Annotated in this window: 22 protein-coding genes, 1 pseudogene and 1 riboswitch; of the genes and pseudogenes, 12 read left to right on the top strand and 11 right to left on the bottom strand. The window is 67.6% G+C overall.

Annotated features, from left to right (window positions below; all coding sequences use genetic code 11):
* Positions 1-187: 187 nt before the first annotated feature.
* Positions 188-1,285: pseudogene (locus C5E41_RS03205) on the top strand (LVIVD repeat-containing protein); the annotation flags it as partial.
* Positions 1,286-1,936 (top strand): DUF305 domain-containing protein, encoded by a 651-nt coding sequence (locus C5E41_RS03200; protein ID WP_104374333.1) that lies wholly within the window; start codon positions 1,286-1,288, stop codon positions 1,934-1,936.
* 255 nt (positions 1,937-2,191) lie between these two features.
* On the opposite strand, the gene C5E41_RS03190 is transcribed toward C5E41_RS03200, so the two are convergent.
* Entirely contained in the window at positions 2,192-2,737 is a 546-nt protein-coding gene (locus tag C5E41_RS03190; RefSeq protein ID WP_104374331.1) for a PadR family transcriptional regulator, read from the bottom strand.
* 46 nt (positions 2,738-2,783) lie between these two features.
* Between C5E41_RS03190 and C5E41_RS03185 the strand changes: the two genes are divergently transcribed.
* On the top strand, positions 2,784-3,350 hold the full coding sequence (locus tag C5E41_RS03185) for a peptide deformylase (RefSeq protein ID WP_104374330.1): 567 nt from the start codon (positions 2,784-2,786) through the stop codon (positions 3,348-3,350).
* Positions 3,351-3,432: 82 nt separating this feature from the next.
* Here the strand turns inward: C5E41_RS03185 and C5E41_RS03180 are convergent, their stop codons facing one another.
* Positions 3,433-4,029 (bottom strand): TetR/AcrR family transcriptional regulator, encoded by a 597-nt coding sequence (locus tag C5E41_RS03180; RefSeq protein WP_104374329.1) that lies wholly within the window; start codon positions 4,027-4,029, stop codon positions 3,433-3,435.
* Between the two features lie 98 nt (positions 4,030-4,127).
* Here C5E41_RS03180 and C5E41_RS03175 point away from each other — a divergent pair, with 98 nt between their 5' ends.
* From C5E41_RS03175 to C5E41_RS03150, 7 genes are all read left to right on the top strand, one after another.
* Positions 4,128-5,210, top strand: coding sequence for a hypothetical protein (locus tag C5E41_RS03175; RefSeq protein WP_104374328.1), 1,083 nt, complete (start codon positions 4,128-4,130; stop codon positions 5,208-5,210).
* Between the two features lie 260 nt (positions 5,211-5,470).
* Entirely contained in the window at positions 5,471-7,654 is a 2,184-nt protein-coding gene (locus C5E41_RS03170) for a malate synthase G (protein WP_104374327.1), read from the top strand.
* 217 nt (positions 7,655-7,871) lie between these two features.
* Positions 7,872-8,078: a hypothetical protein gene (locus tag C5E41_RS36105; RefSeq protein ID WP_219823083.1), complete on the top strand. Its 207-nt coding sequence runs from the start codon at positions 7,872-7,874 to the stop codon at positions 8,076-8,078.
* A gap of 162 nt (positions 8,079-8,240) precedes the next feature.
* A complete protein-coding gene (locus tag C5E41_RS34765) occupies positions 8,241-8,372 on the top strand; it encodes a hypothetical protein (protein WP_258080704.1) in 132 nt (43 codons plus the stop codon).
* A 53-nt stretch (positions 8,373-8,425) separates the two neighbouring features.
* Positions 8,426-8,974, top strand: a complete 549-nt coding sequence (locus tag C5E41_RS03160; RefSeq protein ID WP_104374522.1) for an HNH endonuclease — start codon at positions 8,426-8,428, stop codon at positions 8,972-8,974.
* A gap of 76 nt (positions 8,975-9,050) precedes the next feature.
* Positions 9,051-9,311: a WhiB family transcriptional regulator gene (locus tag C5E41_RS03155; RefSeq protein WP_104374326.1), complete on the top strand. Its 261-nt coding sequence runs from the start codon at positions 9,051-9,053 to the stop codon at positions 9,309-9,311.
* A 106-nt stretch (positions 9,312-9,417) separates the two neighbouring features.
* A complete protein-coding gene (locus C5E41_RS03150; protein WP_181063075.1) occupies positions 9,418-11,091 on the top strand; it encodes a substrate-binding domain-containing protein in 1,674 nt (557 codons plus the stop codon).
* A gap of 311 nt (positions 11,092-11,402) precedes the next feature.
* Here C5E41_RS03150 and gcvP read toward each other — a convergent pair whose 3' ends face one another.
* From gcvP to C5E41_RS03110, 7 genes are all read right to left on the bottom strand, one after another.
* Positions 11,403-14,216 carry an aminomethyl-transferring glycine dehydrogenase gene (gene gcvP / locus C5E41_RS03140; RefSeq protein ID WP_104374325.1) on the bottom strand — a complete coding sequence of 938 codons (2,814 nt, stop codon included), beginning with the start codon at positions 14,214-14,216 and terminating at the stop codon, positions 11,403-11,405.
* A 169-nt stretch (positions 14,217-14,385) separates the two neighbouring features.
* Positions 14,386-14,480, bottom strand: a riboswitch (glycine riboswitch).
* 91 nt (positions 14,481-14,571) lie between these two features.
* On the bottom strand, positions 14,572-15,162 hold the full coding sequence (locus C5E41_RS03135; protein WP_051024556.1) for a MerR family transcriptional regulator: 591 nt from the start codon (positions 15,160-15,162) through the stop codon (positions 14,572-14,574).
* A 273-nt stretch (positions 15,163-15,435) separates the two neighbouring features.
* A complete protein-coding gene (locus C5E41_RS03130; protein WP_030517724.1) occupies positions 15,436-15,909 on the bottom strand; it encodes a bifunctional nuclease family protein in 474 nt (157 codons plus the stop codon).
* 79 nt (positions 15,910-15,988) lie between these two features.
* Complete coding sequence (gene ftsR / locus C5E41_RS03125) at positions 15,989-16,762, bottom strand: transcriptional regulator FtsR (protein WP_104374324.1); 774 nt, start codon at positions 16,760-16,762, stop codon at positions 15,989-15,991.
* A gap of 54 nt (positions 16,763-16,816) precedes the next feature.
* A complete protein-coding gene (gene odhI / locus C5E41_RS03120) occupies positions 16,817-17,287 on the bottom strand; it encodes an oxoglutarate dehydrogenase inhibitor Odhl (protein ID WP_036500944.1) in 471 nt (156 codons plus the stop codon).
* Between the two features lie 219 nt (positions 17,288-17,506).
* Positions 17,507-17,905 carry a glycine cleavage system protein GcvH gene (gcvH, locus tag C5E41_RS03115; RefSeq protein WP_104374323.1) on the bottom strand — a complete coding sequence of 133 codons (399 nt, stop codon included), beginning with the start codon at positions 17,903-17,905 and terminating at the stop codon, positions 17,507-17,509.
* Between the two features lie 137 nt (positions 17,906-18,042).
* On the bottom strand, positions 18,043-18,708 hold the full coding sequence (locus C5E41_RS03110; protein ID WP_104374322.1) for a CDP-alcohol phosphatidyltransferase family protein: 666 nt from the start codon (positions 18,706-18,708) through the stop codon (positions 18,043-18,045).
* 164 nt (positions 18,709-18,872) lie between these two features.
* On the opposite strand from C5E41_RS03110, the gene C5E41_RS03105 reads away from it, so the two are divergent.
* Together C5E41_RS03105 and C5E41_RS03100 are read left to right on the top strand one after the other, a co-directional pair.
* Positions 18,873-20,567, top strand: a complete 1,695-nt coding sequence (locus C5E41_RS03105; protein ID WP_104374321.1) for an FAD-dependent oxidoreductase — start codon at positions 18,873-18,875, stop codon at positions 20,565-20,567.
* 147 nt (positions 20,568-20,714) lie between these two features.
* Entirely contained in the window at positions 20,715-21,608 is an 894-nt protein-coding gene (locus C5E41_RS03100; RefSeq protein ID WP_104374320.1) for a nuclease-related domain-containing protein, read from the top strand.
* Positions 21,609-21,640: 32 nt separating this feature from the next.
* On the opposite strand, the gene C5E41_RS03095 is transcribed toward C5E41_RS03100, so the two are convergent.
* Together C5E41_RS03095 and C5E41_RS03090 are read right to left on the bottom strand one after the other, a co-directional pair.
* A complete protein-coding gene (locus C5E41_RS03095; protein WP_258080703.1) occupies positions 21,641-22,372 on the bottom strand; it encodes a phosphatase PAP2 family protein in 732 nt (243 codons plus the stop codon).
* 65 nt (positions 22,373-22,437) lie between these two features.
* Entirely contained in the window at positions 22,438-24,459 is a 2,022-nt protein-coding gene (locus C5E41_RS03090; protein ID WP_104374519.1) for an acyl-CoA dehydrogenase family protein, read from the bottom strand.
* Positions 24,460-24,568 lie beyond the last annotated feature (109 nt).

Below are 24,568 nucleotides of genomic sequence, written 5' to 3'. Positions count from 1 at the left end.
TCTCACGTGTTGCTGTGGCGCAATAGCTCGGCGGCCCCGGACGGCTTTCCCCGAAAACAGACCCGATGAGAAGGTGGGTGGGTTACCGTTTCGATGCATTGCCCGCAACCGGCGGTACCGACTACCTCCGCGTGCGGGGACGCGTAACCCGTTTCACTGTGGAAGGTGGGGGTCCCGCAATGACGCGGAGGTCAACACCGCACGGAAACTACTGGTGGGCACCGGAGTTCCGTTCCTGGAGGGCACGGGCTACCTGTCGGTCTACGACATCTCCGACTGCGCGCATCCGCGACTGCTCAATCCGGGGCCGGGTACCGATCTGGCCATGCCCCTGCCCATCACCACCCACGAGGGCGGCTTCTCCCCCGACGGCCGAACCTATTGGGCCTCGGGCATCGCGCCCGGCTTCGTCAGCGCGGTCGACCTCACCGATCCGGCGAATCCGCGCGTGATCTGGCGGGGGCTCACCGGCATCGAGGCGCACGGCTTCGGCATCAGTGCCGACGGCAACCGCATGTATCTGTCGGCACTGGGCGGATTCACGGTGCTCGATATCAGCGCGATTCAGCGTCGCGATCCGAATCCGCAGGTCAACCATATCGGCCGGGTGTTCTGGACCGACGGCTGGGCGACCCAGCACAGTGTGCCGGTGAGCTACGACGGCACACCGTATCTGTTCACCGTGGACGAGGCGGGAGCCGGCGGGGTGAAACTGGTCGACATCTCCGATGAGAACAACCCCAAGGTCGTCGAGAAGATCAAGTTGCGGATCGATCTCCCGGAGAATCAGGACAGCATGCTCGCCTCCTCGATGGGCGGTTCGGTGTTCTCCTACGATCCGCACTACTGCGCGGCCGACCGTCCCGAGAATCCGACGGCGCTGGCCTGCGGGTGGGAATCGTCCGGCATCCGGGTGTTCGATGTGCGCGATCCGTTCCAGATACACGAGATCGCCTACTTCAATCCGCCCGCCCGCACCGGACAGAATCTGCAACTGTGGAACTCGCCGCACGCACTGGGTTCGCTGATCGGACCACCGGCGCTGGAAGGATTTTCGGTGGCGCGTGCCATTCTGGACGGGAAATTCGATCCGGCCCAGGCCCTGTCACCGCGCACCGGGATGCTGGCCTTCGGTGACGTGTCCTCCGACTGGTGTTTCGCGCCCCCGGAATGGCACGGCAGCCAGCTGTGGACCTCCTGCAACGACAACGGATTCATGGTGTTGCAGCTGGACAACGACGTGTATTCACCACCGGCCGACCAGCATTCGATCGTGGGTTCCTAGATGTCGCGATGGCCGCGCTGGGGCTCCTATGCGGCAGCGGCGGTGATCCTGCTGGTGATCGGCGCCGCGCTGCGGCCGGTAGTACTGCCCGAGAAGCACACCGCCGCACCGGTTCTCGACGCCACCGACATCGGATTCACCCAGGATATGACGGCTCACCATCAGCAGGCGATCCAGATGGTGCAGTGTCTGGACCCGGCGGTCGATCCGCAGGTGCTGCGGCTGGCACAGCAGATCGACCAGTCGCAGCGGGCGGAGATCGGCACGATGCTCGGATGGCTGCGCCTGGCGAACGCCGCACCGATGTCGGACCATCCGATGGCATGGATGCAGGCGGACACGGTTGCCGCCCACGATCATGCGGCGAGCGGGCCCGCCACAACCGCGCCGGTGGCCACGATGCCGGGAACGGCGAGCACGGCCGAGCTGGACCGGCTCTCGACCGCCCGCGGGCGCGATGCGGAAGTCCTTTTCCTGCAACTGATGTACCGCCATCACCAGGGTGGCATCGCGATGGCGCGCGCCGCCGACCAGCGGATCGCCTCCGGCCCGGTGAAGGAGCAGGCCCGGGCCATGCTCGTCGCCCAGAGCCAGGAGACCGGGTTGATGGCGCTGATGCTGAACCAACGTGGCGCGCAACCACTACCCTAGGCCGATTCCGGCGACGAGGGCGCACCACTGCCGTGTCCGCCGGCTCGGCGACCTCCCGCCACACGGTCGTCCTCACCACCCGTCGCATCGAACCGGTTCGCGCCGGGGAGAAGCACCTGATGTGGTCCTGGCCGATCGCCGCCTCGGGGTGCAAACACACTGTCGGCGTGGCCATTCCGACACCGAAGGGCGATCTGTGCGTCCTGTCCGAAGCGCTGTGGGTCGAGCCTCGGCGGTAACCGTCACCCGTTCCGATCAGGGACGTTCGTCAAGCTTGTCGAGATCAGCGAGAACCTGCTCGTGCCAGGCGATCTCGGCGCCCAGCCGCATCCTGGCGTGTTCCACGATCAGGTCGTCGGCACGGGTCTGATCGGGCCAGCGCCGTTCGAGCTGGTGGTCCATCGCCGATTCGCGGGCACGCAGGGCGGCGATCCGGTCCTGCAGGTACCCCCGCAACACCTCACGGTCGAGGTCGGCGCCCACGGCGAGCGCCAGATCCACCGGATCCGGCCGGATATCGACCTCGGTGAACGCCTCGTCGCGCAGGGCGCGCAACTCGCGGCGTCCCTCGTCGGTGATCTCGTAGATCGTGCGCGCGGGCAGACCGCCGGGTTGTTCGGTGCGCAGCGGCCGGATCAGTCCCTCGTCCTGCATGCGATGCAGTGCGCCGTAGAGCGAGCCCGGTTTCACTCGCGACCACAGGTCCGCGCGGTCCAGGCGCGCGTCGCGGCGCAGCTGATGTCCGTGCATCGGGCCGCGTTTCGCGAGAGCAGCCAGGACGAAGAGCCGGGTTTCGTTCACCGGACAAGTCTCGCACGACTACTCGTATTTGAGTACTCTCTCCGATATGGCTATTCGACCGATCCTCATCGCCGGCGATCCCCGCCTGGCCGCTCCCGCCGTGCCGGTCACCACATTCGATGCCGAGCTGGCGGCGTTCGTCGATGATCTGTTCGATACCAATGCCGCGGCGCGCGGGGCGGCGGTCGCGGCCAATCAGGTCGGCGATCCACGGGCGGTCTTCGTCTACGACCTCACCGATCAGGGTGTGCGCCACCGCGGTCACGTGGTGAATCCGGTGCTCGAGACGTCGGAGATTCCCGAAACGATGCCCGATCCCGAAGACGACCTGGAGGGCTGCCTGTCGGTTCCAGGCGAATGGTTCCCCACCGGGCGTGCCCACTGGGCGAAGGTCACCGGCGTCGATGTACACGGCGAGCCGGTCACGATCGAAGGCACCGGCTACCTTGCCCGCTGCCTGCAACACGAGACCGACCACTTGGCAGGACGGTTGTATCTCCATCGGCTCATCGGCCGCAATCACCGCGCCGCACGCCGGATGATCCGTGACCGCGGATGGAATCGGCCGGGCAACTCCTGGCTGCCCGATGGCACCGGCCGACGCCCCGCCTGAGCCGAAACCCCTGCGGCGCAGCACCTCCCACATTCCACCCATGGCATACCGCGAGCCCGCGACGAATCTCGCGATCGTTCACCTACTCTCGAGCGCCCGCCAGACTACGATAGGCGGCAGCGTAGACATCTGGGCGGACGTCTCCCATCAGCAGGTACTGCTGCAGAAAACCCATCATCGCGCCGAGCATGACCTGGGCGAGCGCGTCGATATCGGCTGCGGCGGAGAGCAATCCGTCCTCACGGGCGCGCCGGAGCAACTCCCGCCAGGCGCTCCGGACCTGCGCCAGGCGTTCCCGGACGATCCCGGCCACCACCTCGTCCCGCCCGGCCTCCGCCCACGCCTGCACCGCGACGCGCGGAATATCACCGTCGCGAGCCAGGTCCGCTAGCTGCCCGAGAATCGACTCCAGCGCATCGATCGGCGCCACCGGCGTCGCCCCCTCGGTGAGCCGCGCCAGATTCGCGGTCATCCGGCCGAGGACCGAATCGGCGATCGCGCGGATGATGTCGTTCTTGGATTTGAAGTAGCCATAGACCGCCCCGGCCGACATCCCCGATTCGGCGATCACCGCGGACATCGTCGTCTTGTGGAACCCCTCGCGGGCCACACAGCGCACGGCGGCGGCGATGAGCTGGTCGCGCCGGGCGGTGCGACGCTGTTCGGTCAGTCGCGGCATCACCGCATCATAAAAAGAACGTTCGTTCTTGACAATGTCGCCTGGACGGGCGCATGGTCGGAGTTACAAAAAGAACGTTCCTTCTCTTTGGAGTTGCGATGCGACCGTCGCCCGCCACCGTTCTCGGACCGGTTCTGGCCCTGTCCGCCCTGATCACCGTGCTGGTCACGGCCTTCGCCTGGCCGACCAGCAACCTGTCCCCACGCCACCTCCCGGTCGGCGTGGCCGGTCCAGCCCCCGCCATCGAACAGGTACGCCAGGGGCTCGGCACCCTCGGCAATTCGGCGATCGATACGACGACATACCCCGACCGCACGATGGCCGTTCAGGCCATCGAGGATCGCGATATCTACGGCGCCATCGTGATCGGCGCGAACGGACCGGAGGTACTGACCGCCTCGGCAGCCGGTCCGGCGGTCGCCCAAGCCCTGAGCGAAGCCGCCCGGAGCATGAGCCAACGAATGCAAACCGCTGCGCCGCAGACGAATTCCGGGCAGTCGCAACAGCCCGGTAGTCCTGCCGCGGGCCAACCCGCGCCCACCAGCTCGATACCGCAACAGCTTTCGCCGACTCCAGTGGTCACCGATGTGGTCGCAACACCGGCCGCCGACCCGCACGGCGCGGTATTCGGCCTCACCCTGGTCCCCATGGTCATCGGCGGCCTGTTGGCCGGCGGCGCCCTGTCACTGCTGACGCTGGGCCGCAGCGCCCGGATCGGCGCGGCCGTGGCCGTCGCACTCATCGCCGGATTCGCCGTCACCGCCGTACTGCAGACCTGGCTCGACGTGCTGACCGGAAATTACCTCGCCAACGCGGGAGTCGTCGCCCTGGCAATCGGCGCGACCACACTCGCACTGCTCGGCCTGCGCGCCGTGCTCGGACTCGCCGGGCTCGGCTTGGGCGCGGCAACCTTTGTCGCACTGGGCATTCCACTCTCCGGCGCCATGTCCGCACCGGAACTGCTGCCGACCGGCTGGGGCACCCTGGGCACCCTGCTCCCACCCGGGGCGGCCGCCACCGCGCTGCGCTCGACCGCCTATTTCGGCGGCTCGGGCTCGGCAGCGGCACTCGTGGTGCTGAGCTGCTGGGCCGTGGGCGGACTACTCCTGGCGACACTCCCCCGGCCCGCACGCCTTTCGCATCCGGCGCACGAACCCGCGCCGCTCGCCCGAACGGCGTAATCGATCCGGAACCCGCCCCCCATTACGCCGGCTCCACGGAAACGTGCCGGCGAGGTCACCCCTCTCCGGACCGGCAACCGCGGCGCCTACGGGCACCGCCGGGTTCCCGGGCCGGAGGCGACCCAGGGCAGCCGACCGCAGTTGTGGCCCACGATACAATCGGGCCTGCTCGATCGATGCCGACCGCGACCACGTAACTACCCATGGGTAACATGACAGGCGTACTTTTTCCATCCGGCTTTCTCGAAATGAGGCAGTAGATGACAGAGCGGATTCAGGTCGGCGGGCTCCAGGTGGCCAAGGTTCTTCACGATTTCGTGGAGAACGAGGCGCTCCCCGGCTCCGGCGTAGATTCCGCCGCGTTCTGGACCGGTGCGGAGAGCGTCATCAACGACCTCGCTCCCCGCAACCGCGCCCTGCTGGCCGAACGCGACGAGATCCAGGGCAAGTTGGATGCCTGGCACGCCGAGAACCCGGGCACCGGCTACGACAAGGCCGCCTACAAGAAGTTCCTCGCCGAGATCGGCTACCTGCGCGAGGAGCCCGCCGATTTCGCGATCGGCACCCAGAACGTCGACGACGAGATCGCCACCACCGCCGGTCCGCAGCTGGTCGTGCCGGTGAGCAACGCGCGCTTCGCCATCAACGCCGCCAACGCGCGCTGGGGCTCGCTCTACGACGCGCTCTACGGCACCGACGCCATCTCCGAGGCGGGCGGCGCGGAGAAGGGCACCAGCTACAACAAGGTCCGCGGCGACAAGGTCATCGAGTGGGCGCGCAACTTCCTCGATGACGCGGTGCCGCTGATCACCGGCTCGCACGTCGGCTCGAAGGCATACAAGATCGTCGACGGTGAACTCGAGGTCACCCTCGAGGACGGCACCGACATCGGGCTGGCCGATTCCTCGGCCCTGGTCGGCTACCTGGGCGACCCGTCCGCGCCGAGCTCGATCCTGCTGCGCCACAACGGTTTGCACATCGACATCCAGATCGACCCGGAATCGCCGATCGGCAAGACCGACGACGCGGGCGTCAAGGACGTCGTGCTCGAGTCCGCGGTCACCACGATCATGGACTTCGAGGACTCGGTCGCCGCGGTCGACGCCGAGGACAAGGTGCTCTGCTACCACAACTGGCTGGGCCTGATGAAGGGCGATCTGGCCGAAGAGGTCAGCAAGGGCGGCAAGACCTTCACCCGCACCATGAACCCGGACCGCGTGTACACCGGCCTCGACGGCAACGACGTGGTCCTGCACGGCCGCTCGCTGCTGTTCGTCCGCAACGTGGGCCACCTGATGACCTCCGACGCGATCCTCGACGCGGCGGGCAACGAGGTGCCCGAGGGCATCCTCGACGGCCTGATCACCTCGCTGATCGCGGTCCACTCGCTCAACGGCAACGCCAAGGTCAGCAACTCGCGCACGGGTTCGGTCTACATCGTGAAGCCGAAGATGCACGGCCCCGACGAGGTCGCCTTCGCCAACGAGCTGTTCGGCCGTGTCGAAGATGTGCTGGGGCTGCCCCGCAACACTCTCAAGGTCGGCATCATGGACGAGGAACGCCGCACCACGGTCAACCTCAAGGCCTGCATCGCGGCCGCGAAGGACCGCGTGGTGTTCATCAACACCGGCTTCCTGGACCGCACCGGCGACGAGATCCACACCTCCATGGAGGCCGGCGCGATGATCCGCAAGGCCGAGATGAAGAAGCAGCAGTGGATCCTGGCCTACGAGGACTGGAACGTCGACACGGGCCTGACCACCGGCCTGCCGCACAAGGCGCAGATCGGTAAGGGCATGTGGGCCATGCCGGATCTGATGCACGACATGCTCGAGCAGAAGATCGGCCACCCGCGCGCCGGCGCCACCACCGCCTGGGTGCCCTCCCCGACCGCCGCCACCCTGCACGCTACCCACTACCACCTGGTGGACGTGTTCAAGCGGCAGGCCGAGATCGCCAAGGGCGGCCCGCGCGCCACCGTCGACCAGATCCTGGAGATCCCGCTGGCCGCCGACACCGACTGGTCGGCCGAGGAGATCCGCAACGAGTTGGACAACAACTCGCAGTCCATCCTGGGCTACGTGGTCCGCTGGATCGATCAGGGCGTCGGCTGCTCCAAGGTGCCCGACATCAACGATGTCGCGCTCATGGAAGACCGTGCGACCCTGCGCATTTCGAGCCAGCTGATGGCGAACTGGCTGCGCCACGGCATCGTCACCGCGGAGCAGATCGTCGAAAGCCTGGAGCGGATGGCGCCCGTCGTGGACCGGCAGAACGCCGGCGACGCCGCCTACAAGCCCATGGCCCCCGACTTCGCCGGCAGCGTCGCCTTCCAGGCCGCCAAGGAACTGATCCTGGAAGGCACCCGCCAGCCCAACGGCTACACCGAGCCCATCCTGCACCGCCGCCGCCGTGAGGCGAAGGCGCTCGCCGCGAAGGGCTGATCCGGCACTCGTCGCGACCCCGTCGCGGCGAACGTCCGACGTCGCAGCCCCGGTCGCATCATGCGACCGGGGCTGCGTCGCGTCCGGCCCTCTCCGCCCGGTGTTGGGGTGCGGGAATGCGGGGTGGTATCGGACCGTTGTCGCCACATTTGCGAATTCTGATCGTCTATGCGCATCCCGAACCGATTCGCTCACCGGATCTCTCAAAGATGTTGCGGTGCGACACCTTCGGAGCGCCGGGCATCAGGTTGTCGTCGGCGATCTGTGTGCGATGGGATGGAAGTCGCAGGCCGACGCCGCCGACTTCGGCGAGACCGGTGCGGGAACCTTCATGCACCGCATCGGCAGGCCGGGCGGTCCGTGGCCGAGCGCACACCCGCTGTTGGCCGCGACGGGAATAGTTCGAGTACCACCGGTGCTGTAATCACCGCACCAGGGGGTTTAACGCGCCGCCGGATCGTCTGCGGCAGCGAAAAAAATGACCCGACAACGGCGGTAACGCTGTGTCACCATGACAGCGATGATCAACCGGTCCCGCCGGCACGGCAGGGCCACTCGACGAGTAACGGGAAGGAGGAGGTGGCCGATGTATCCGAAGAATATGCGCGACGAGATGAACAGTCCTGCCGGGCAGCGTCTTTCGACCGGTATCGAGCTGTCGCAGCACATTCTGCGGCACGCCGATCGGAAATCCGGCCCCCTCTTCCAGCAGGCCTGACCGACTCCCCGTCTTCCCTCTCGTTCCGCCTTTCACGAAACATGGTGACTCCCATGCTGTCTCGTCACGCCGAAAGACCCCTCGCTCCCGACAACTGGATACACGCACCGGTACTGGTCCTCAACGCCTCCTACGAGGCGCTGACCGATATCGGCGCCGATCGCGCGGTGGTGCTGGTGATCAGCGGTACCGCCGAGACCGTGGCCGAGCGGCAACCGCATTTCCCGATTCGCTCCAAGCATCTGGAAATCGCTCTGCCGCAGACGATTCGGCTGCTGCGCTACGTCTACCTCGAGCACAGCGTGCTCGTGCACGACGAGAGTCGGGCCACCCTCGCGGGCGTGCTGCGGCGGGACCGTCATCGGTGCGGATACTGCGCCGGCTGGGCGCGCACCGTCGATCACATCCGCCCCCGCAGCCGGGGCGGACCCAACACCTGGAACAACCTGATCGCCGCCTGCGGACCGTGCAACACCCGCAAGGCCGACCGCACCCCGGACGAGGCCGGGATGCGACTGCTCTGGGAACCCAGGGCGCCCACCGACATGCAGCGGCGGCAGCGGCGGATCTGGAAGGACCTCGTCACCACCGGCACACAATGAACAGCCACCGGCGCACAGTGAACAGCCGCCCGTGCACACTGAACACCCGCATATCCCGAGGAAGGAGGGATCCGATATGACAACTACGGCTCCGGCACTCACCCTGGTGGATCTGCTCCCGGTCTCGGATACACAGAGCTGGGAACAGGCCGCATGCAAGGGTGACCCGAACCACGATGCCTGGTTCCCGTACCCGTCGCAGGACTTCGACTACGCGCGCGGAATCTGCGCCGGCTGCCCCATTCGCCGGCAGTGCGCGGAGTTCGCGGCCACCACCGGCCAGTCCGGTGTGTGGGGCGGTCACGAATTCGACCGCGGCACGCTGATCCGCGACTGAGAACGCCACGTGCGAGTGGTCCACGCCACTCGCACGATCCGAGCGCCCGGCGCTCGACCGATCCTGGTCAAGCGCCGGTTTTCGCGTGACCATACACTGGAAAATCGTGGGCACACATCGCAGCGCGGACGGATCACGGGGCGTCAGCAAAGGTTTGGTTATCACCGTGGTAGCGGTCCTGCTGCTGATCGTGGCGGTCGTCGGTTGGTTCTGGCTCAGCAATCGTTCGGCATCGGAGAACCGCAGCGCCGCCGGCCAGTGCATCGAGGGCCCGGTGACCCTTGCCGTCACCGTCGATCCCGATATCGCCGCTCCCGTGCGCGCCGCCGCCGATCGCTACAACGCCACACACCCCCAGGTGCGCGACCACTGCGCGAAGGTCTCCGTCACCGAACGGACCACCGCCGCGATGGTGGCCGGGCTCACCGCACCGAACTGGGACGCCAAGCTGGGCCCGCAACCCGGTCTCTGGATTCCGAGTTCTTCGCGCGCGGTCGAGCAGATGCGGGTGCCAGGACTGGTCCAGGGCACGCCCGCCTCGATCGCCGTCAGCCCGATCGCGGTGGCCGCGCCCGGCCCCCTGGCGCAAGCGATGGAAAAGGCCAACCTCAGCTGGTCGGATCTGGCGCGGCTGCAGCGCGGGTCGCTCGGCGATATCGGCCTCGGCAAGTGGGGTCCGCTGCGGATGGCGATGCCCCCGGGTGACGATTCGCTGGCCGCCGCGGTGGCGGTCGGGTCAGCCGTCTCCGGCTCCGATCCGCTGACCGATGAGTCCGCCGCGTCCGGTCAGGTCGTCGCCGCCATCTCCGGATTGGCCGCCGACGCACCGGAATCCGGTGACACCGCCTCCGCGCTGGCGGCGGTCGCCGATTCCGCACAAGGTCCCAACTCTCCTATCCATGCCGTAGCAGTTACCGAGCAGCAAGCCAAGGCTCGGCCGAGCGTCGCGCTGCTCCATCCGACCGGTGCCGCGCCGGCCGCCGATCACCCCGCCGCGATGCTCACCGGAAGCTGGGTCGACAAGACCCAGAACCTCGCGGCCGGCATGTTCGCCGACTTCCTGCGTGCCCCCGAACAACAGAAGCTGTTCACCGACAACGGATTCGACGCCGCGGCCGCCACACCCGCCGCGGTGCCGGCGAAGTCGGTCCTCGATCGGGTGCAGTCGGTGCTCGCCCATCCGGTGCTGGGCGTACAGGCCACGATTCTCATCGACACCTCGGCGGCGATGGCTCCCAACGACGGTTCGATGTCACGGTTGAACAACACGCTCGCCGCGGTCCAGTCGACCCTCGACACCATGCCGCCGGATTTCGGTGCCGGCGCCTGGATCTACGCCAACCAATTGACCGACGGCAATCCCTACCGGATGGTCGCGCCCACCCAGGCACTCACGCCGCAGCACCGCACCGAATTGTCCACGGCCCTGGGCAATGTCACGCTCGCCGGTTCGAGCACCGACCGCACTTACCCCTCGCTCGAGGCCGCCTATCGCAGCGCGGTGAAGAACTATTCCCCGGGAAAGACGAATTCGGTCCTGCTCATCACCGGCGGCCCCAACGACAATTCCTCGGTGACCGGGGACCAACTGATCGCCGATATCACCGGCGCCGCCGATGCCGCGCATCCGGTGCGGGTGGACGTGATCGTCGTGGGCGGCCAGGGCGCCCAGGCTTTGCAGAATCTGGCCCAGAAGACCGGCGGCACCTACACCAAGGTCAGCACCTCCGACGACATGAGCTTCGGCACCGCCGTCAACCACGCACTGACCACGCCGTAGCGCTGTCCGCCGCGGACAGCGAGCCACCTACAGCCTCACCGAACCCGCGATCCAGCTGGTTCCGGGTCCTGGGCGCCCTCGCCTCCTGGGCCCTGCGGCACCGTCCGACGACCCCCGAACTACGCGTCCGCGCGGAACTACTCGAGGCCGGCGGCCCGCAACTGTGGGCGGAATTCATGGACGAACTGCGCGAACGCCACCTTGGCATCGCGCGCCCGGATACCGGCAAGCCGACCGCCACCGAACGCCTCGCCGAGGCCTACGCGCGGGCGGTCGCCGCCGGAGCGTGACCGCCCGCGCTCGGCCCGTACTCAGTCGGTGTACGCCTCGAGCGAGGGGCACGAGCACACCAGATTGCGGTCACCGAAGGCTCCGTCGATGCGCCGGACCGCCGGCCACACCTTGGCCCGGCCGGAGTGCACACCCAGCGGGTAGACGGCGGTCTCCCGGCTGTAGGGATAGTTCCAGTCGCCGACGAGGGCAGCGGCGGTATGCGGTGCGCCGCGCAGCGGGCTCTGCTCGATCGGCCAGGTGCCGGCGGCAACCTCGTCGATCTCGCCCTTGATCGCGATCATCGCATCGGCGAAGGCGTCGAGCTCTTCGAGGTTCTCACTTTCGGTGGGCTCGACCATCAGCGTCCCGGCGACCGGGAAACTCATGGTCGGGGCGTGGAATCCGTAGTCGGCCAGGCGCTTCGCCACATCGTCGACGGTCACGCCGGTGCGCTTGGTGATCTCGCGCAGATCAAGGATGCACTCGTGGGCGACCATGCCGTTCTCCCCGGTGTAGAGCACCGGGAAATGCGAATCCAGCCGCCGCGCAAGGTAATTGGCCGAGGCGATCGCGGTCAGGGTGGCCCGGCGCAGGCCGTCGGCGCCCATCATCCGAATATAGGCCCAGGTGATCGGCAGGATCGAGGCCGACCCGTACCGCGCCGCGGACACCGCGTGCGAATCCGGCTGCAGCGGATCGCCCGGCAGGTAGGGCGCCAGATGTTCGCGCACCGCGACCGGGCCCACGCCGGGACCGCCGCCGCCGTGCGGGATGCAGAAGGTCTTGTGCAGGTTCAGATGCGAGACGTCACCGCCGAATCGACCCGGACGGGCAAGTCCCACAAGGGCATTCAGATTCGCGCCGTCGACGTACACCTGTCCGCCCGCATCGTGCACGAGTGCGCACAACTCGGCCACCTCGTGCTCGTACACGCCGTGGGTGGACGGATAGGTGATCATGATGCAGGCCAGCCGGTCGGCGTGGTCGGCGATCTTGGCACGCAGATCGTCGAGATCGACATCGCCGTTGTCCCGGCATTTCACGACCTCCACCCGCAGCCCGGCCATCGCCGCCGATGCGGCGTTGGTGCCGTGCGCACTCGAGGGGATCAGGCAGGTGTCGCGGTGGGTGTCGCCGCGGTCGAGGTGATAGCGGCGGATCGCGAGCAACCCCGCGTACTCGCCCTGACTGCCGGCGTTGGGCTGCAGGCTCACCCGGTCGTACCCGGTGACCGCGGCCAGCCAGTGCTCCAGATCCTCGATCACCCGCAACATGCCGGGCGCGTCCTCCAGCGGCGCGTACGGGTGCAGGCGCGCGAAACCGGGCCAGGTGATGGGCTCCATCTCGGCGGTGGCGTTGAGCTTCATGGTGCACGAACCGAGCGGAATCATGCTGCGGTCCAGGGCGATATCCTTGTCCGACAGCTGCCGCAGATACCGCAGCATCGCGGTTTCGGTGTGATAACGGGTGAACGCCGGATGGGTCAGATAGGCCGAGGTCCGGGTCTCGATCGAGGGCAGTGCGGCCATCTCCGGCACGCCGTCGGCGCCGAAGCATTCCAGCACGATCGCCACCTGGGCCTCGGTGGTCGCCTCGTCGCAGGCCACCGCCACGTGATCGGCGTCGACCAGGCGCAGGTTGATACCGCGCCCCTTCGCCTTCGCGACCACGGCCTCGGCGCCACCGGGCACCGACACCAGGACAGTGTCGAAGAAACGCTCGTGCACGACCGCGTCGCCGAGCCCGGTGGCGAGCCGCTCGGCGTGGCCGTGCACCCGCCGCGCGATCGCACGCAGCCCGTCGGCGCCGTGGTAGGAGGCATACATCGCGGCCACGATCGCCAGCAGCACCTGCGCGGTGCAGATGTTCGAGGTCGCCTTCTCGCGGCGGATGTGCTGTTCGCGGGTCTGCAGCGCGAGCCGGTAGGCGCGGTCCCCGTCGGCATCCACCGAAACGCCGACCAGGCGACCGGGCAGTTGCCGGGCGTGCGCGGTGCGCACCGCGAGATATCCGGCGTGCGGACCGCCGAAGCCGAGCGGGACACCGAACCGCTGGGTGGTACCGAAGCACACGTCGGCGCCCTGCTCCCCGGGCGGGGCGATGAGCGTCAGCGCCAGCAGATCGGCGCCGACCGCGACCAGCGCACCCCGCGCGTGCGCCGCGGCGATCACCGCGGCCGGGTCCGCGATCCGGCCGGAGGCGCCCGGCGTCTGCAGGACGACGCCGAAGAAGTCGCCCTCGGGCAGCTCGCCGGAACTCAGATCCGCCTCGACCAGCGTGATGCCGAGCGGTTCGGCCCGGGTGGCCAGCACGGTTCGGGTCTGCGGGAACAGGTCGGCATCGATCAGCAGGCGCGCGGAGGTGCTCTTGCGGTTGGCGCGCTGCAGCAGCGTCATCGCCTCGGCCGCGGCGGTGGCCTCGTCCAGCATGGAGGCGTTGGCCACCTCCATGCCGGTCAGATCGGAGACCATGGTCTGGAAGTTCAGCAGCGCTTCGAGCCGGCCCTGGCTGATCTCGGGCTGATACGGCGTGTACGCGGTGTACCAGGCGGGGTTTTCCAGCAGGTTGCGGACCAGCACCGGCGGGGTCAGGGTGTCGTAGTAGCCGAGCCCGATCATCGACGTGGCGACGGTATTCGAACGTGCCAGCGCCGCGAGCTCGGTGAGTGCGTCGTGTTCGGAGATCGCGGCCGGCAGCGCGTCCAGGCCGGTCTCGCCGGCGGCGTCGACAATGCTCGCGGGGACGGCACGCGCGGCGAGTTCGTCCACCGACCCCACGCCGACGGTATCGAGGATCCGATCGAGTTCGGTGGTGTCGGGTCCGATGTGGCGGTCGGCGAAACTACGGGTCACGGCAGCTCCAAGGCTCGGGCGGGTCGACCGGCACCCCGGGTGCCACCGTCGACGACTGTCGGCCCTCCCCCTCTGTCGTGGCGCCTGAGAGATTCGGGGTCGCGCGCGATCCCTTTCCCCATGGGCGGGCGGCCCGCATCGTGTGCGGCCGCCGCTTTCCAGAGGCGTCGAACTCCGTACGGTCCCTGATGCCTGAGAGATTGACGGGGAGGTGCTGCTCCTTCGGCGTCCGGGACGAACCCGGAACTCTCCCGCACGGCGGCGACGCACCCTCAGTCTAAGCGGTGCGCCGTAAACGCCATGTTTCCGACCAGCTCAGGGCGCAGTCGGCTGTGTCACATTCGACGAGGGACGACTATCCGGTCTTGCGGTTCTCGCGCGCCTTGCGGCGGTAGGCCAATTCGTCCTCGGGCCGGTCACTCGCCTCGTGGGTTTCGGCGCGTTCGGCCGGGAAGTTGGCGATCGCGCCGGTCAGCTCGCGCATGGCTCCGCTGACAGCGATACCGAAGACGCCCTGACCGCCCTGCAGTAAATCGACGACCTCTTCCGGGGAGGAGCATTCGTAGACGGTGGTGCCGTCGGAGAACAGCGTGATCCCGGCCAGATCCTCGACCCCGCGGCTGCGCAGATGATCGACGGCGATGCGGATGTTCTGCAGCGAGATCCCGGCGTCGAGCAGCCGCTTGACGATCTTGAGAACCAGGATGTCCTTGAAGGAGTACAGACGCTGGCTGCCGGAACCGGTGGCGCTGCGAATCGAGGGGACGACGAGCCCGGTGCGGGCCCAGTAGTCGAGCTGGCGGTAGGTGATACCGGCCACCTGGCATGCGCTGGGAACGCGGTAACCGACCAGCTCGTCGGGCACCGTGTCGTCAGGGAACAGCCCTGGCTGCACGACCGCGGTGGGCCGCGGGTCGGGTGCTGGTTGCTGCGGTCGGTCTCCCACTGCTACTCCCTCACTGCATCGCCGAAGAAGAACAACGGCCTAACTGTCGAGGCTACTCTGTCGATTGTCTCGGCAGCACGGGCATGGAGCCAAACTCCGCGTGCGGCGTGTTTCTCACCCTCTACGTGAGGTATAGAGCGCCGTCGGGATCACCTCACCGCCACATGCGGTTCACCGATGATCCGATGACGCTCAGCCGTCGGTGCCTTCAGAGACAGCTCAGCTGTCGGTGCCTTCGAAGACAGCTCAGCTGTCGGTGCCTTCGAAGACAGCTCAGCTGTCGGTGGCTTTGAAATCGTCCGGAGACACCGACTCCAGGAACTCCTTGAACTTCTCCACCTCGTCCTCGCGTTCGTCGGGCATCACCAGCCCCGCTTCCTCGAGGACCGGTTCCTCCGCGTAGATCGGGCAACCGACCCGCAAGGCGATAGCTATCGAATCCGACGGACGTGCGGAGATCCGCACGTCGTTGTCGAAGACGAGGTCGGCGTAGAAGGTTCCCTCCTGCAAATCCACGATTCGCACCTCTTTCAAGGTGTGGCCGAGGTCGTGGATCAGGATCTTGATCAGGTCGTGGGTCAGCGGCCGGATCGGGGTCACCCCCTCCTGCTCGAGCACGATGGCGGTCGCCTCGGCCTGACCGATCCAAATGGGCAGATAACGGTCGCCCGACTCTTCACGCAGCAGCAACACGGGCTGGTTCTGGGGCTGCTCGACCCGGATGCCGATCACACGCATTTCACTCATCGCACTGGCCTCCCATACTCGCCGGCCGCCCGCACGAGCCCAGCTGGGCAGGCCGTATCACCGAGTCTAGGCGAAGAATTCAGCCGCCGAGGGAAGCCCGCACCGACGTCTTCACCAAGCTGGTATGCAGCGTCAGCGACAACGCCGCCAACTCGCGTACGGTCTCCTCGGCGCGGGCCCGGGCATCGGCGTCGCGACTCTTGGCTATCGGCGCGGCGATCTGGGCGATCATCGCCGCCTCCCGGTCCGCTGCCAGCTTGAACGCCCGCAGATGCCGTGCCTCCAAACCGAATTCGCTCATCGCCTGGGCGGTGCGGGCCAAGGTGACGGCCTCGGCGTCGAAGAATCCGGCAGCGCCGGGCGTGATCAGGCCGGCACGAATCAGTTCGGTGAGAAATTTCTCATCTATCCCGGCCTGCTCCAGCAGATCGGCACGCGTGACGCGCATTTCGTGATCGAGGCGCAATTCGTCCGGCGACACCTCGCCGGGCACCACACCCAACCGCCGGGGCGCCGCGGGGGTGGCTACCGTGTGGGTGGACTCGGGCGCACGCCCCGAGTCGTCCGCACCGGCGCCGTCGGCCCGGGCCCGCGCCTCGCGCACGCCCAGGGTCGCCGCGCCGCGGTCGATCGCTTCGAGCTGCTCCTTGATCACCTTCAGCGGCAGATACTGATCCCGCTGCGCGGTCAGCACGAACTTCAGCCGTTCGACGTCGGCGACCGAGAATCTGCGATATCCCGAAGGCGTGCGCTCCGGGCGGATCAGCCCCTCGGACTCGAGGAAGCGGATCTTGGAAATGGTGATGTCCGGAAAATCCGGACGCAGCAGGTCCAGCACGGAGCCGATCGACATTCCTCCGCGTGTCCATTGCGCTGCGCCAGTCATCAGTGGAATCCGCCTCGGCCGTTATGCGCTCGGCTCGTTGACCTGCGGTCGCGGCCCGGTCAGGAAGACCAGCCGGAACTTGCCGATCTGCACCTCGTCACCGTTCTGCAGCTCCGAGGAATCCACCGGCTCGCGGTTGACGTAGGTGCCGTTGAGGCTGCCCACGTCCACGACCTGGAAGGTGTCCTCGTCCTGCCGGAACTCCGCGTGCCGACGGGACACGGTGACATCGTCGAGAAAGATGTCGCTGTCGGGGTGACGGCCCGCCGACGTGGTGGGCTGATCCAACAGGAACCGCGACCCCGCGTTGGGACCGCGCTTGACCACCAGCAGGGCGGCACCCGCGGGCAGCCCCTCGACCCCTTGCACCGGCTGCTCGCCGGTCTGCTCACCGGAGCGCGACGCGTCGACCTCGTTGAGGAAGTCAGCGCGGAACACCGAAGTCGTTTCGGCCGCGCTCTCCCCGTATCCCGGGTCTTTGTTCTCGCTCACCCTTGCTCTCCTCCTCGAACCGATTTTCCGTACCGGTATCCGGCGCCAATTCCGAGCGCACTGCCCTCACCGTCGCCACCCATCGCGACCGGCTGTCGCGCTGTCAGGTGTCACCGGCAAGTTCCGGCAGAGTTCCCGGCACCGGCCGCCGGCACATCTGTTGGCATTGACCGTACCCTGCTGGGCCACACCCGTGCAGGTAGAACTGGGAAGGCTGACTCAGCCCTCGATAACTCCTTGGTAACCTGCGGCATCGAGCAGTGCGCCGAGGGCGGTATCGAGCGCCTCGGCGTCGTCGATCTGCAGCTCGAACATCCAGCCGTCACCGTAGGGATCGGTGTTCACCGATTCCGGCTCGGAGTCGAGATCTTCGTTCGCCGCAACGACTTTCGCGTTCAGCGGGGCGTAGATCTCCGAGACGCTCTTGGTCGATTCGACCTCGGCGATCGCCTCGCCGGCCGACACCACGGTCTCGACTGCCGGCAGCTGCACGAACACCACATCACCGAGCTGCGACTGCGCGAAATCGGTGATACCGACCCGCACGCGGTTCGGCGCGATCCGCTGCACCCACTCGTGTTCCTCGGTGTAGCGAAGGTCCTCGGGAAGGTTGGTCACAGGCTGATTCCTCTCACGGGGCGTCCTTTCACAGGCGTCGGCCGACCGGCGTTCGGCACAACTCTATCGACCCGGGCCGACACGGTGGATCGCCACACCCGCTGCGAAGTTGCTCGCGGCGCAACAGGTATGGTCCGCTACCGCGCGGGGGGCATCGTCCGCGCGACGGCGAAGGCCTTACGCAGATACAGCAGGCCCGTCCACACGTAGACCGCCGTACCCCACCACAGCAGCGCCCAGCCGAAGGCCCGGCCGAAACCGGCCGCCGCCCAATCCATCTGGCCGGCCAGCAACCACGGCAACGCTGACATCAGCGCGAAGGTGGCCGCCTTGCCGAGGTAGATGACCTCCGGCGGATCGAGGTCGCGGCGGCGATAGATCGGCAGCGTCGTACTCAGGATCAGGTCGCGGCCGATCAGCACGACGACGAACGGCCACGGCAGGATTCCGCGCACCAGCAGGCCGAGCACGGTGGCGATGAGATACAACCGGTCCACCAACGGGTCCAGCAGGGCGCCGAGCCGCGAGTACTGATCGAGCAGCCGCGCCAGCTTTCCGTCGAGGTAGTCGGTGACGCCACTGGCGACCAGCAGCGCGAACGCCCAGCCGTCGGCATGCAGGACCAACAGCAGCCAGAGGAAGACCGGCACGCCGATCAGCCGCAACACACTCAATATGTTCGGCACGGTGAGAATGCGGTCGGTGTCCGTGCCGCCCGCAGCGTCCGCGGGTTCGCGCGCGGGCTCCGAGCGCTCGGAGGCCTGATGGTCGGGGCCGGACCCGCCGGTCGGTCGGTTGCTCACGCCTGTTGCTTACCCGAACCGATCCCGCCGCGCCATTCGGGCACGCCGCGACGGGTGCGGCGGCACGATAGGTTTACCGGTCGCATCCGGCCGGATGGCACACTAGCGAGTGACGCAATGAGTCGATAATCGTTTCATTGTGAACGCGGTGACGAGAGGAAGACATGCCCGACTTCGACTACGACGTGGTGGTGATCGGCTCCGGCTTCGGTGGCAGCGTCAGTGCACTGCGCCTCACCGAGAAGGGCTATCGGGTGGCCGTTCTGGAATCCGGCCGGCGCTGGCCCGCGGAGTCCATTCCGAACTCGAATTGGAATGTGCGCAAGTCGATCTGGGCGCCGCGCCTGGGCCTGACCGGCCCGCAGCGGATCAGCGTGCTCGGCAAGTGCGCGGTGTTCTCCGCCGCCGGTGTGGGCGGCGGCTCGCTGATCTACGGCAACACCCTCTACGAACCGCTGCCGAACTTCTACACCGACAAGCAGTGGGCCCATATCGCCGACTGGCGCAGCGAACTGGCCCCCTATTACGACCAGGCCAAGCGGATGCTGGGGGTAGCGCCCAATCCGCGTGTGACGCCCGCCGACGAGGCGATCCGTTCCATCGCAGACGATCTCGGCGTAGGTGATACCTATCACCCCACCAACGTCGGCGTGTTCTTCAACGAGGAGCAGCCCGGCGTCGAGGTCGACGACCCCTACTTCGGCGGCGCAGGCCCGCGCCGCAGCGGCTGCATCCACTGCGCGCGCTGCTTCACCGGCTGCCCGCACAACGCCAAGAACACCACCCCCACCAACTACCTGTACCTCGCCGAACAGGCCGGTGCCAAAGTGTTCGAACTGACCACGGCGACGCGCGTGCGTCCGATGGTGGGCGGCGGCTACGCGATCGAGACACAGCGTTCGGATCGCCGGCTTCGCAAGGGCCGCAAGACTTTCACCGCCGAACAGGTCGTCTTCGCCGCCGCGGCGCTGGGCACCCAGAAGCTGTTGCACACGATGCGTGACGACAACGTACTGCCGAACCTGTCGCCCCGGCTGGGCGAGCTGACCCGCAGCAACTCCGAGGCGATTCTCAATGTGGTCAGCCGGCAGCGCCGCGACTTCGCCGAGGGCATCGCCATCACGTCCTCGATCCATCCCGAACCCGACACCCACGTCGAGGTCTGCCACTACGGCAAGGGGCAGAACGCGCTGTTCCCGATGTCGGTGCCGATCGTCGACGGCGGCGCGTTCCGGTTCCTGCGCTTCCTGCTGGCCATCGTGCTGCACCCGCTGGTCTTCGCACGCAGCCTCAATGCCCGCCACGCCTCGGAGAAGTCGGTGATCCTGTTGGTGATGCAGTCGCTGGACAATTCGCTGACCTCGTTCCGCCGCTGGGGACAGCTGAAGACCAGACAGGGCACCGGACAACCGAATCCGACCTGGATTCCGCTGGCCCACGAGATCGGCCGCCGGTTCGGGGAGAAGGTCGACGGCGACGTGCACGGCCTCGTCATGGACGTGTTCAACATCCCCGCCACCGCGCACTACATCGGCGGCTGCGTGATCGGCGAAGGGCCCGAAAGCGGTGTGGTGGACCCGTACCAACGCGTATTCGGCCATCCCGGACTGCATATCGCCGACGGATCGGCGGTCACCGCGAACCTCGGAGTGAACCCGTCGCTGACGATCACCGCGCAGGCCGAACGCGCGATGGCGTTCTGGCCCAACAAGGGTGAACCCGATCCGCGGCCGGAACTCGGCGCGAGCTACCGCCGCATCGACCCGGTCGCCCCCCACTTCGCCACCGTGCCCGATACCGCGCCGGGCGCGCTGCGGCTGCCCATCGCACCGATCGATCCCGCGCCCGCCGAGCGCTGACCGCCGGCAGACCGGGCGCCGTCGCCACTGCCCCGCCGGGCGGCGAAGGCGCGCGATATGCCGACACCGGCGCGTCGAAGTCTCCCCCGGACCCGTAGTGCCCCTTATGCTTTCCGGTACCGAGTGTCGACGGAAGGGCGGTCGCCAATGCTCGTGCGAGTGCAGAACGCGGCCGGGACCCTGGCCGAGCGGGTCCTCATCGACTGGTTGCGTACCTGGAAGGGGCCGGGTGACCCACAGGGTGTGGCAACGGTCAACTGCAGTCTGTTCTACGCCGATCGGTTGCATCAGTTCGATGCGGTGATCTGGACGCCGACCACCTGTGTGGTGATCGAGGCCGAGGCCCTGGTCGAGCGGGTGAGCGGCGACCTCGAGGTCCCGTTGAACGGGCCGTGGCGGGTCGGTGGGCACGTGGTGAGTTTCGAGGGCGGCGATCGCGGCACACCGCTGGACCGCTCCCGTGAGCACACCCACGCCCTGCAGAACTGGCTGGCCGAACGCGGCCTGGGCCAGCGCGTGGTGCAGGGCGTGGTCGTGGTGGTGCCGCCGCACGGGGCGAAGCCGACGATCCGCCAGCTGTGGAACGACCCGGGTTTGCAGGTGGTGCTCGGCGACGACCCGAGGCGGCTGGCCGATTGCCTGACCGCGCTCACCTCGCAGGGCCGGGCGCAGTGGACGGTGAACGAGGTGGCGCTGACCTTCCGCGGATTGGGTATTCTGCCGTATCTGCCCTCCCCGCAGGATCTCGTCGCCGAGGGTTTCGGCGGACCGGTGGACACCACACTGTGGTACGGCGGCCCGCAACAGGCGCAGGCGGAGGCGTTCCTGGAGGAGCAGGCCCACGCCGATCAGTCCTACGGGCGCCCCGTCGCGATCACGATGCCCTGGTACAGCCCGTGGAACCTGTATCCGAAGGAGGCGGACCGCATCGATCCCGGCCGGGCGGTGCTGCGCATCCTGCTCGCGATCGGCATGCTTATCGCTGCTGCCTGGGTGGTCTGGTTCGTGATCTCGCTGGTCCTGAACTTCGGTCCCGGCTGAGCCGGACCGGCGGCGCCCGCCGCGGGCATTCCTCAGGCCGCCGGTGTGCCCGCCGTGCGATCGGTGTCCCCTACGGCATCCGTGCCCGACTCCGCCGCTCCGCCGGCACCTGTCTCGTCGGCGGCCTCTGCACGAAGCGACCGGGTCTCGAACCGCATGCGCAGAGTCGTCGTCACCGACCAGCAGGCGGTCGCCGCCGCGACGGCGAACCCGGTGCCGCCGACCACATCGGTCGGATAGTGGTAGCCGAGGCCCACCATGCCTACCGCCACGGCCGCCAGAGCGAGTGCGGCGACCACGCCGATGACCAGGCGCAGGCGCACGGTGGCGGCGACGAGCAGCAAACCTGTTGCGATCGCGACGAATTGGACGGTGTGCCCACTCGGATAGGCGAGATAGTGCTGTAAATGCCTGTCCCACAGCGGTTTCAGCACCCAGGTGTTGATCGCGACCACCAGCTCGAGGACGAGCACCAGAAATCCGGCACCCCACCAATCGCGCCGGCGGGCGCAGTAGAGCACACCGATCAGCAACAGCGGCAACACGATATAGGCGTTGCTCGGCACCACCAGCGCGTCGTAGACGCCGCGATGCGAGTCCAATCCCTCGTGCACGCGATCGCCGATCGCGCGATCGAACGCCGTCGGGCCCCCGCCGGTGGGGAAGCTCAGCGGAACCGTCACGGTGACCAGCAGGCCGATCAGGGTGACAGCGGCGGCAACGACATGCGCTCGATATCGAGCGACCGGCGGTGGAGCGGGCACCTGTCGACCATAGCCGCGGCCCGTTACCGCCCCACCGTCACCGTCCGCCGATATCGAGCACGGGTTCACGCGCCCTGGTGCACGCTCGCGTCGTCGAGCATCGCCGCGCGCAGCATGGCCTCGGGCACCCCGAGCGCTTCGACGAGTGTGGCCGACTGCGGCCGCAACCGGTCCACGAGTTCGTTGACACCGCGGCGCACCGCTTTGGCCCGATCCACCGACATGAAGCGGTGCATGATGTACCAGGCTTGATTCTGTTCGATGGTGGAGTACACGAACAGATCGCAGACGGTGTCGGCCAGCGCTCGCGCGTCGGGATCCTCGATATCGGCGATGCCCTCGATGAACGCCTCCAGCACCAGCCGGTCGATATGCGCCTCACCAGCGGCGAGGATGTGGTCCTGCGCGTTGTTGAACGCCTCGAACGGACCGGTATCCTCGGCCCGCGCGCGCAGCCGGTGCGCGGCGGTGCGGGTCAGATAGTCCTCGCGGTCGGCGAACAGCTGCAGCTGCACCGAACGCCGGGACAGATCGCCCTCGTCGACGCCGTCGTCGGAGCGGTCGCGCAGGCGCTGGATGAGCTGGCGCACACCCGAGGTCTCGCGCACCACGTCGCGGGCCATGGTGGCCGCGAACCTCACCCAGCCGAGGGCGTCGAGATCGCGCACCTCGTCGGAGTAGGCGGTGAGCAGTTCCTTGGCCACCAGCTGGGTCAACACCACGTTGTCACCTTCGAAGGTGGTGAACACGTCGGTGTCGGCCTTCAGGGTGACCAGCCGGTTCTCGGTGAGATAGCCTGCGCCGCCGCAGCATTCGCGACATTCCTGGATGGATCGGGTGGCGTGGCGGGTCTGGGCGACCTTCAGGCCGGCGGCCCGCTTCTCCAGCGCGCGCTGCGCCTGCGGGTCCAGATTCTGCCCGGTCTGCACCAGGTGCATGCGCCGCACCAGATCGTTCTGGGCGAACGCCAGCGCGAACGCGCGCGCGACATGTGGAAACAGCCGGCGCTGATAGCTGCGATAGTCCAGCAGCAGGGTTTCGCTGCCGTCGTCCGGATCGGAGAACTGACGGCGCTTGTCGCCGTAGCGCAGCGCGATACTCAACGCCACCCGTGCGCCGGCGGCGGCCGCGCCACCGACACTGACCCGGCCACGCACCAGCGTGCCCAGCGTGGTGAAGAACCGGCGGCTCGGGTTCTCGATATCGGAGCGATAGGTCCCGTCGGGGTCGACATCGGCGTAGCGGTTGAGCAGGTTCTCCCGCGGGATCCGGACGTGGTCGAATTCGATGCGACCGTTGTCGACGCCGGGCAGACCGCCCTTGAGACCGCAGTCCGACGTGGTCACGCCGGGAAGATCGTTGCCCTGCTCGTCGCGGATGGGGACGAGGAAGCAGTGCACGCCCCTGCTCTCGCCGCCAGTGATCAGCTGGGCGAATACCGCTGCCATCCGGGCGTGCTCGGCAGCGCCGCCGATGTAGTCCTTGCGGGCGGAGGCGGTGGGGCTGTGCACCACGAACTCACCGGTCGCCGGGTCGTAGGTGGCGGTGGTTTCCAGATTCGCCACATCGCTGCCATGCCCGGATTCGGTCATCGCGAAACAACCGAGGAGATCCAGTGACAGCAGGCGTTTGACGATGTCGGTGTGGCGGTCGGTGCCCAGATTCTCCACCGCGCCGCCGAACAGACCCCACTGCACGCCGGCCTTCACCCACAGGGACAGATCGGTGTAGGCGAGCATCTCCAGGCCGGTGACAGCTCCGCCGGGATCGCCGGTCCCACCGTGCTCCAGGCTGAAACCCTTTTCCGCATAACCGAATTCGGCGATGAGGCGCATCTGATCGAGTACTCGCGCGCGAGCCTGGCGGTAATCGAGGTAGGGATCACCGAACAACCGGTCGTCGGCCAGTTGCCTTCGTGCCTGTTCCCGGACCTCGCGCCACGGGCCGTCGAGCGCGGCCCGCAGATGATCGGCGGTCGACTTCCCGTTCTTCGCTGTCCCGGTGCTCGGTGTCCCGGCCTCCGACTGCGCGGAGTCTGATCTCACGGAACCTGCTGCTTCGGTGCCCGTAGCGGTATCGGTGCCCATGGTTATCGACTGTAGCGGGACTCGGAACGAACCGGCGATAACCAGCAGATTGCTCTGCTCGCCGCCCACGGCGAGGTGAGGGAGCTGACCCCGGACCGCCCGCCGACTC

The organism is Nocardia nova, from assembly GCF_002933465.1.
GTDB lineage: Bacteria > Actinomycetota > Actinomycetes > Mycobacteriales > Mycobacteriaceae > Nocardia > Nocardia nova_B.
This window is presented reverse-complemented; position numbering and strand designations above follow the sequence as displayed.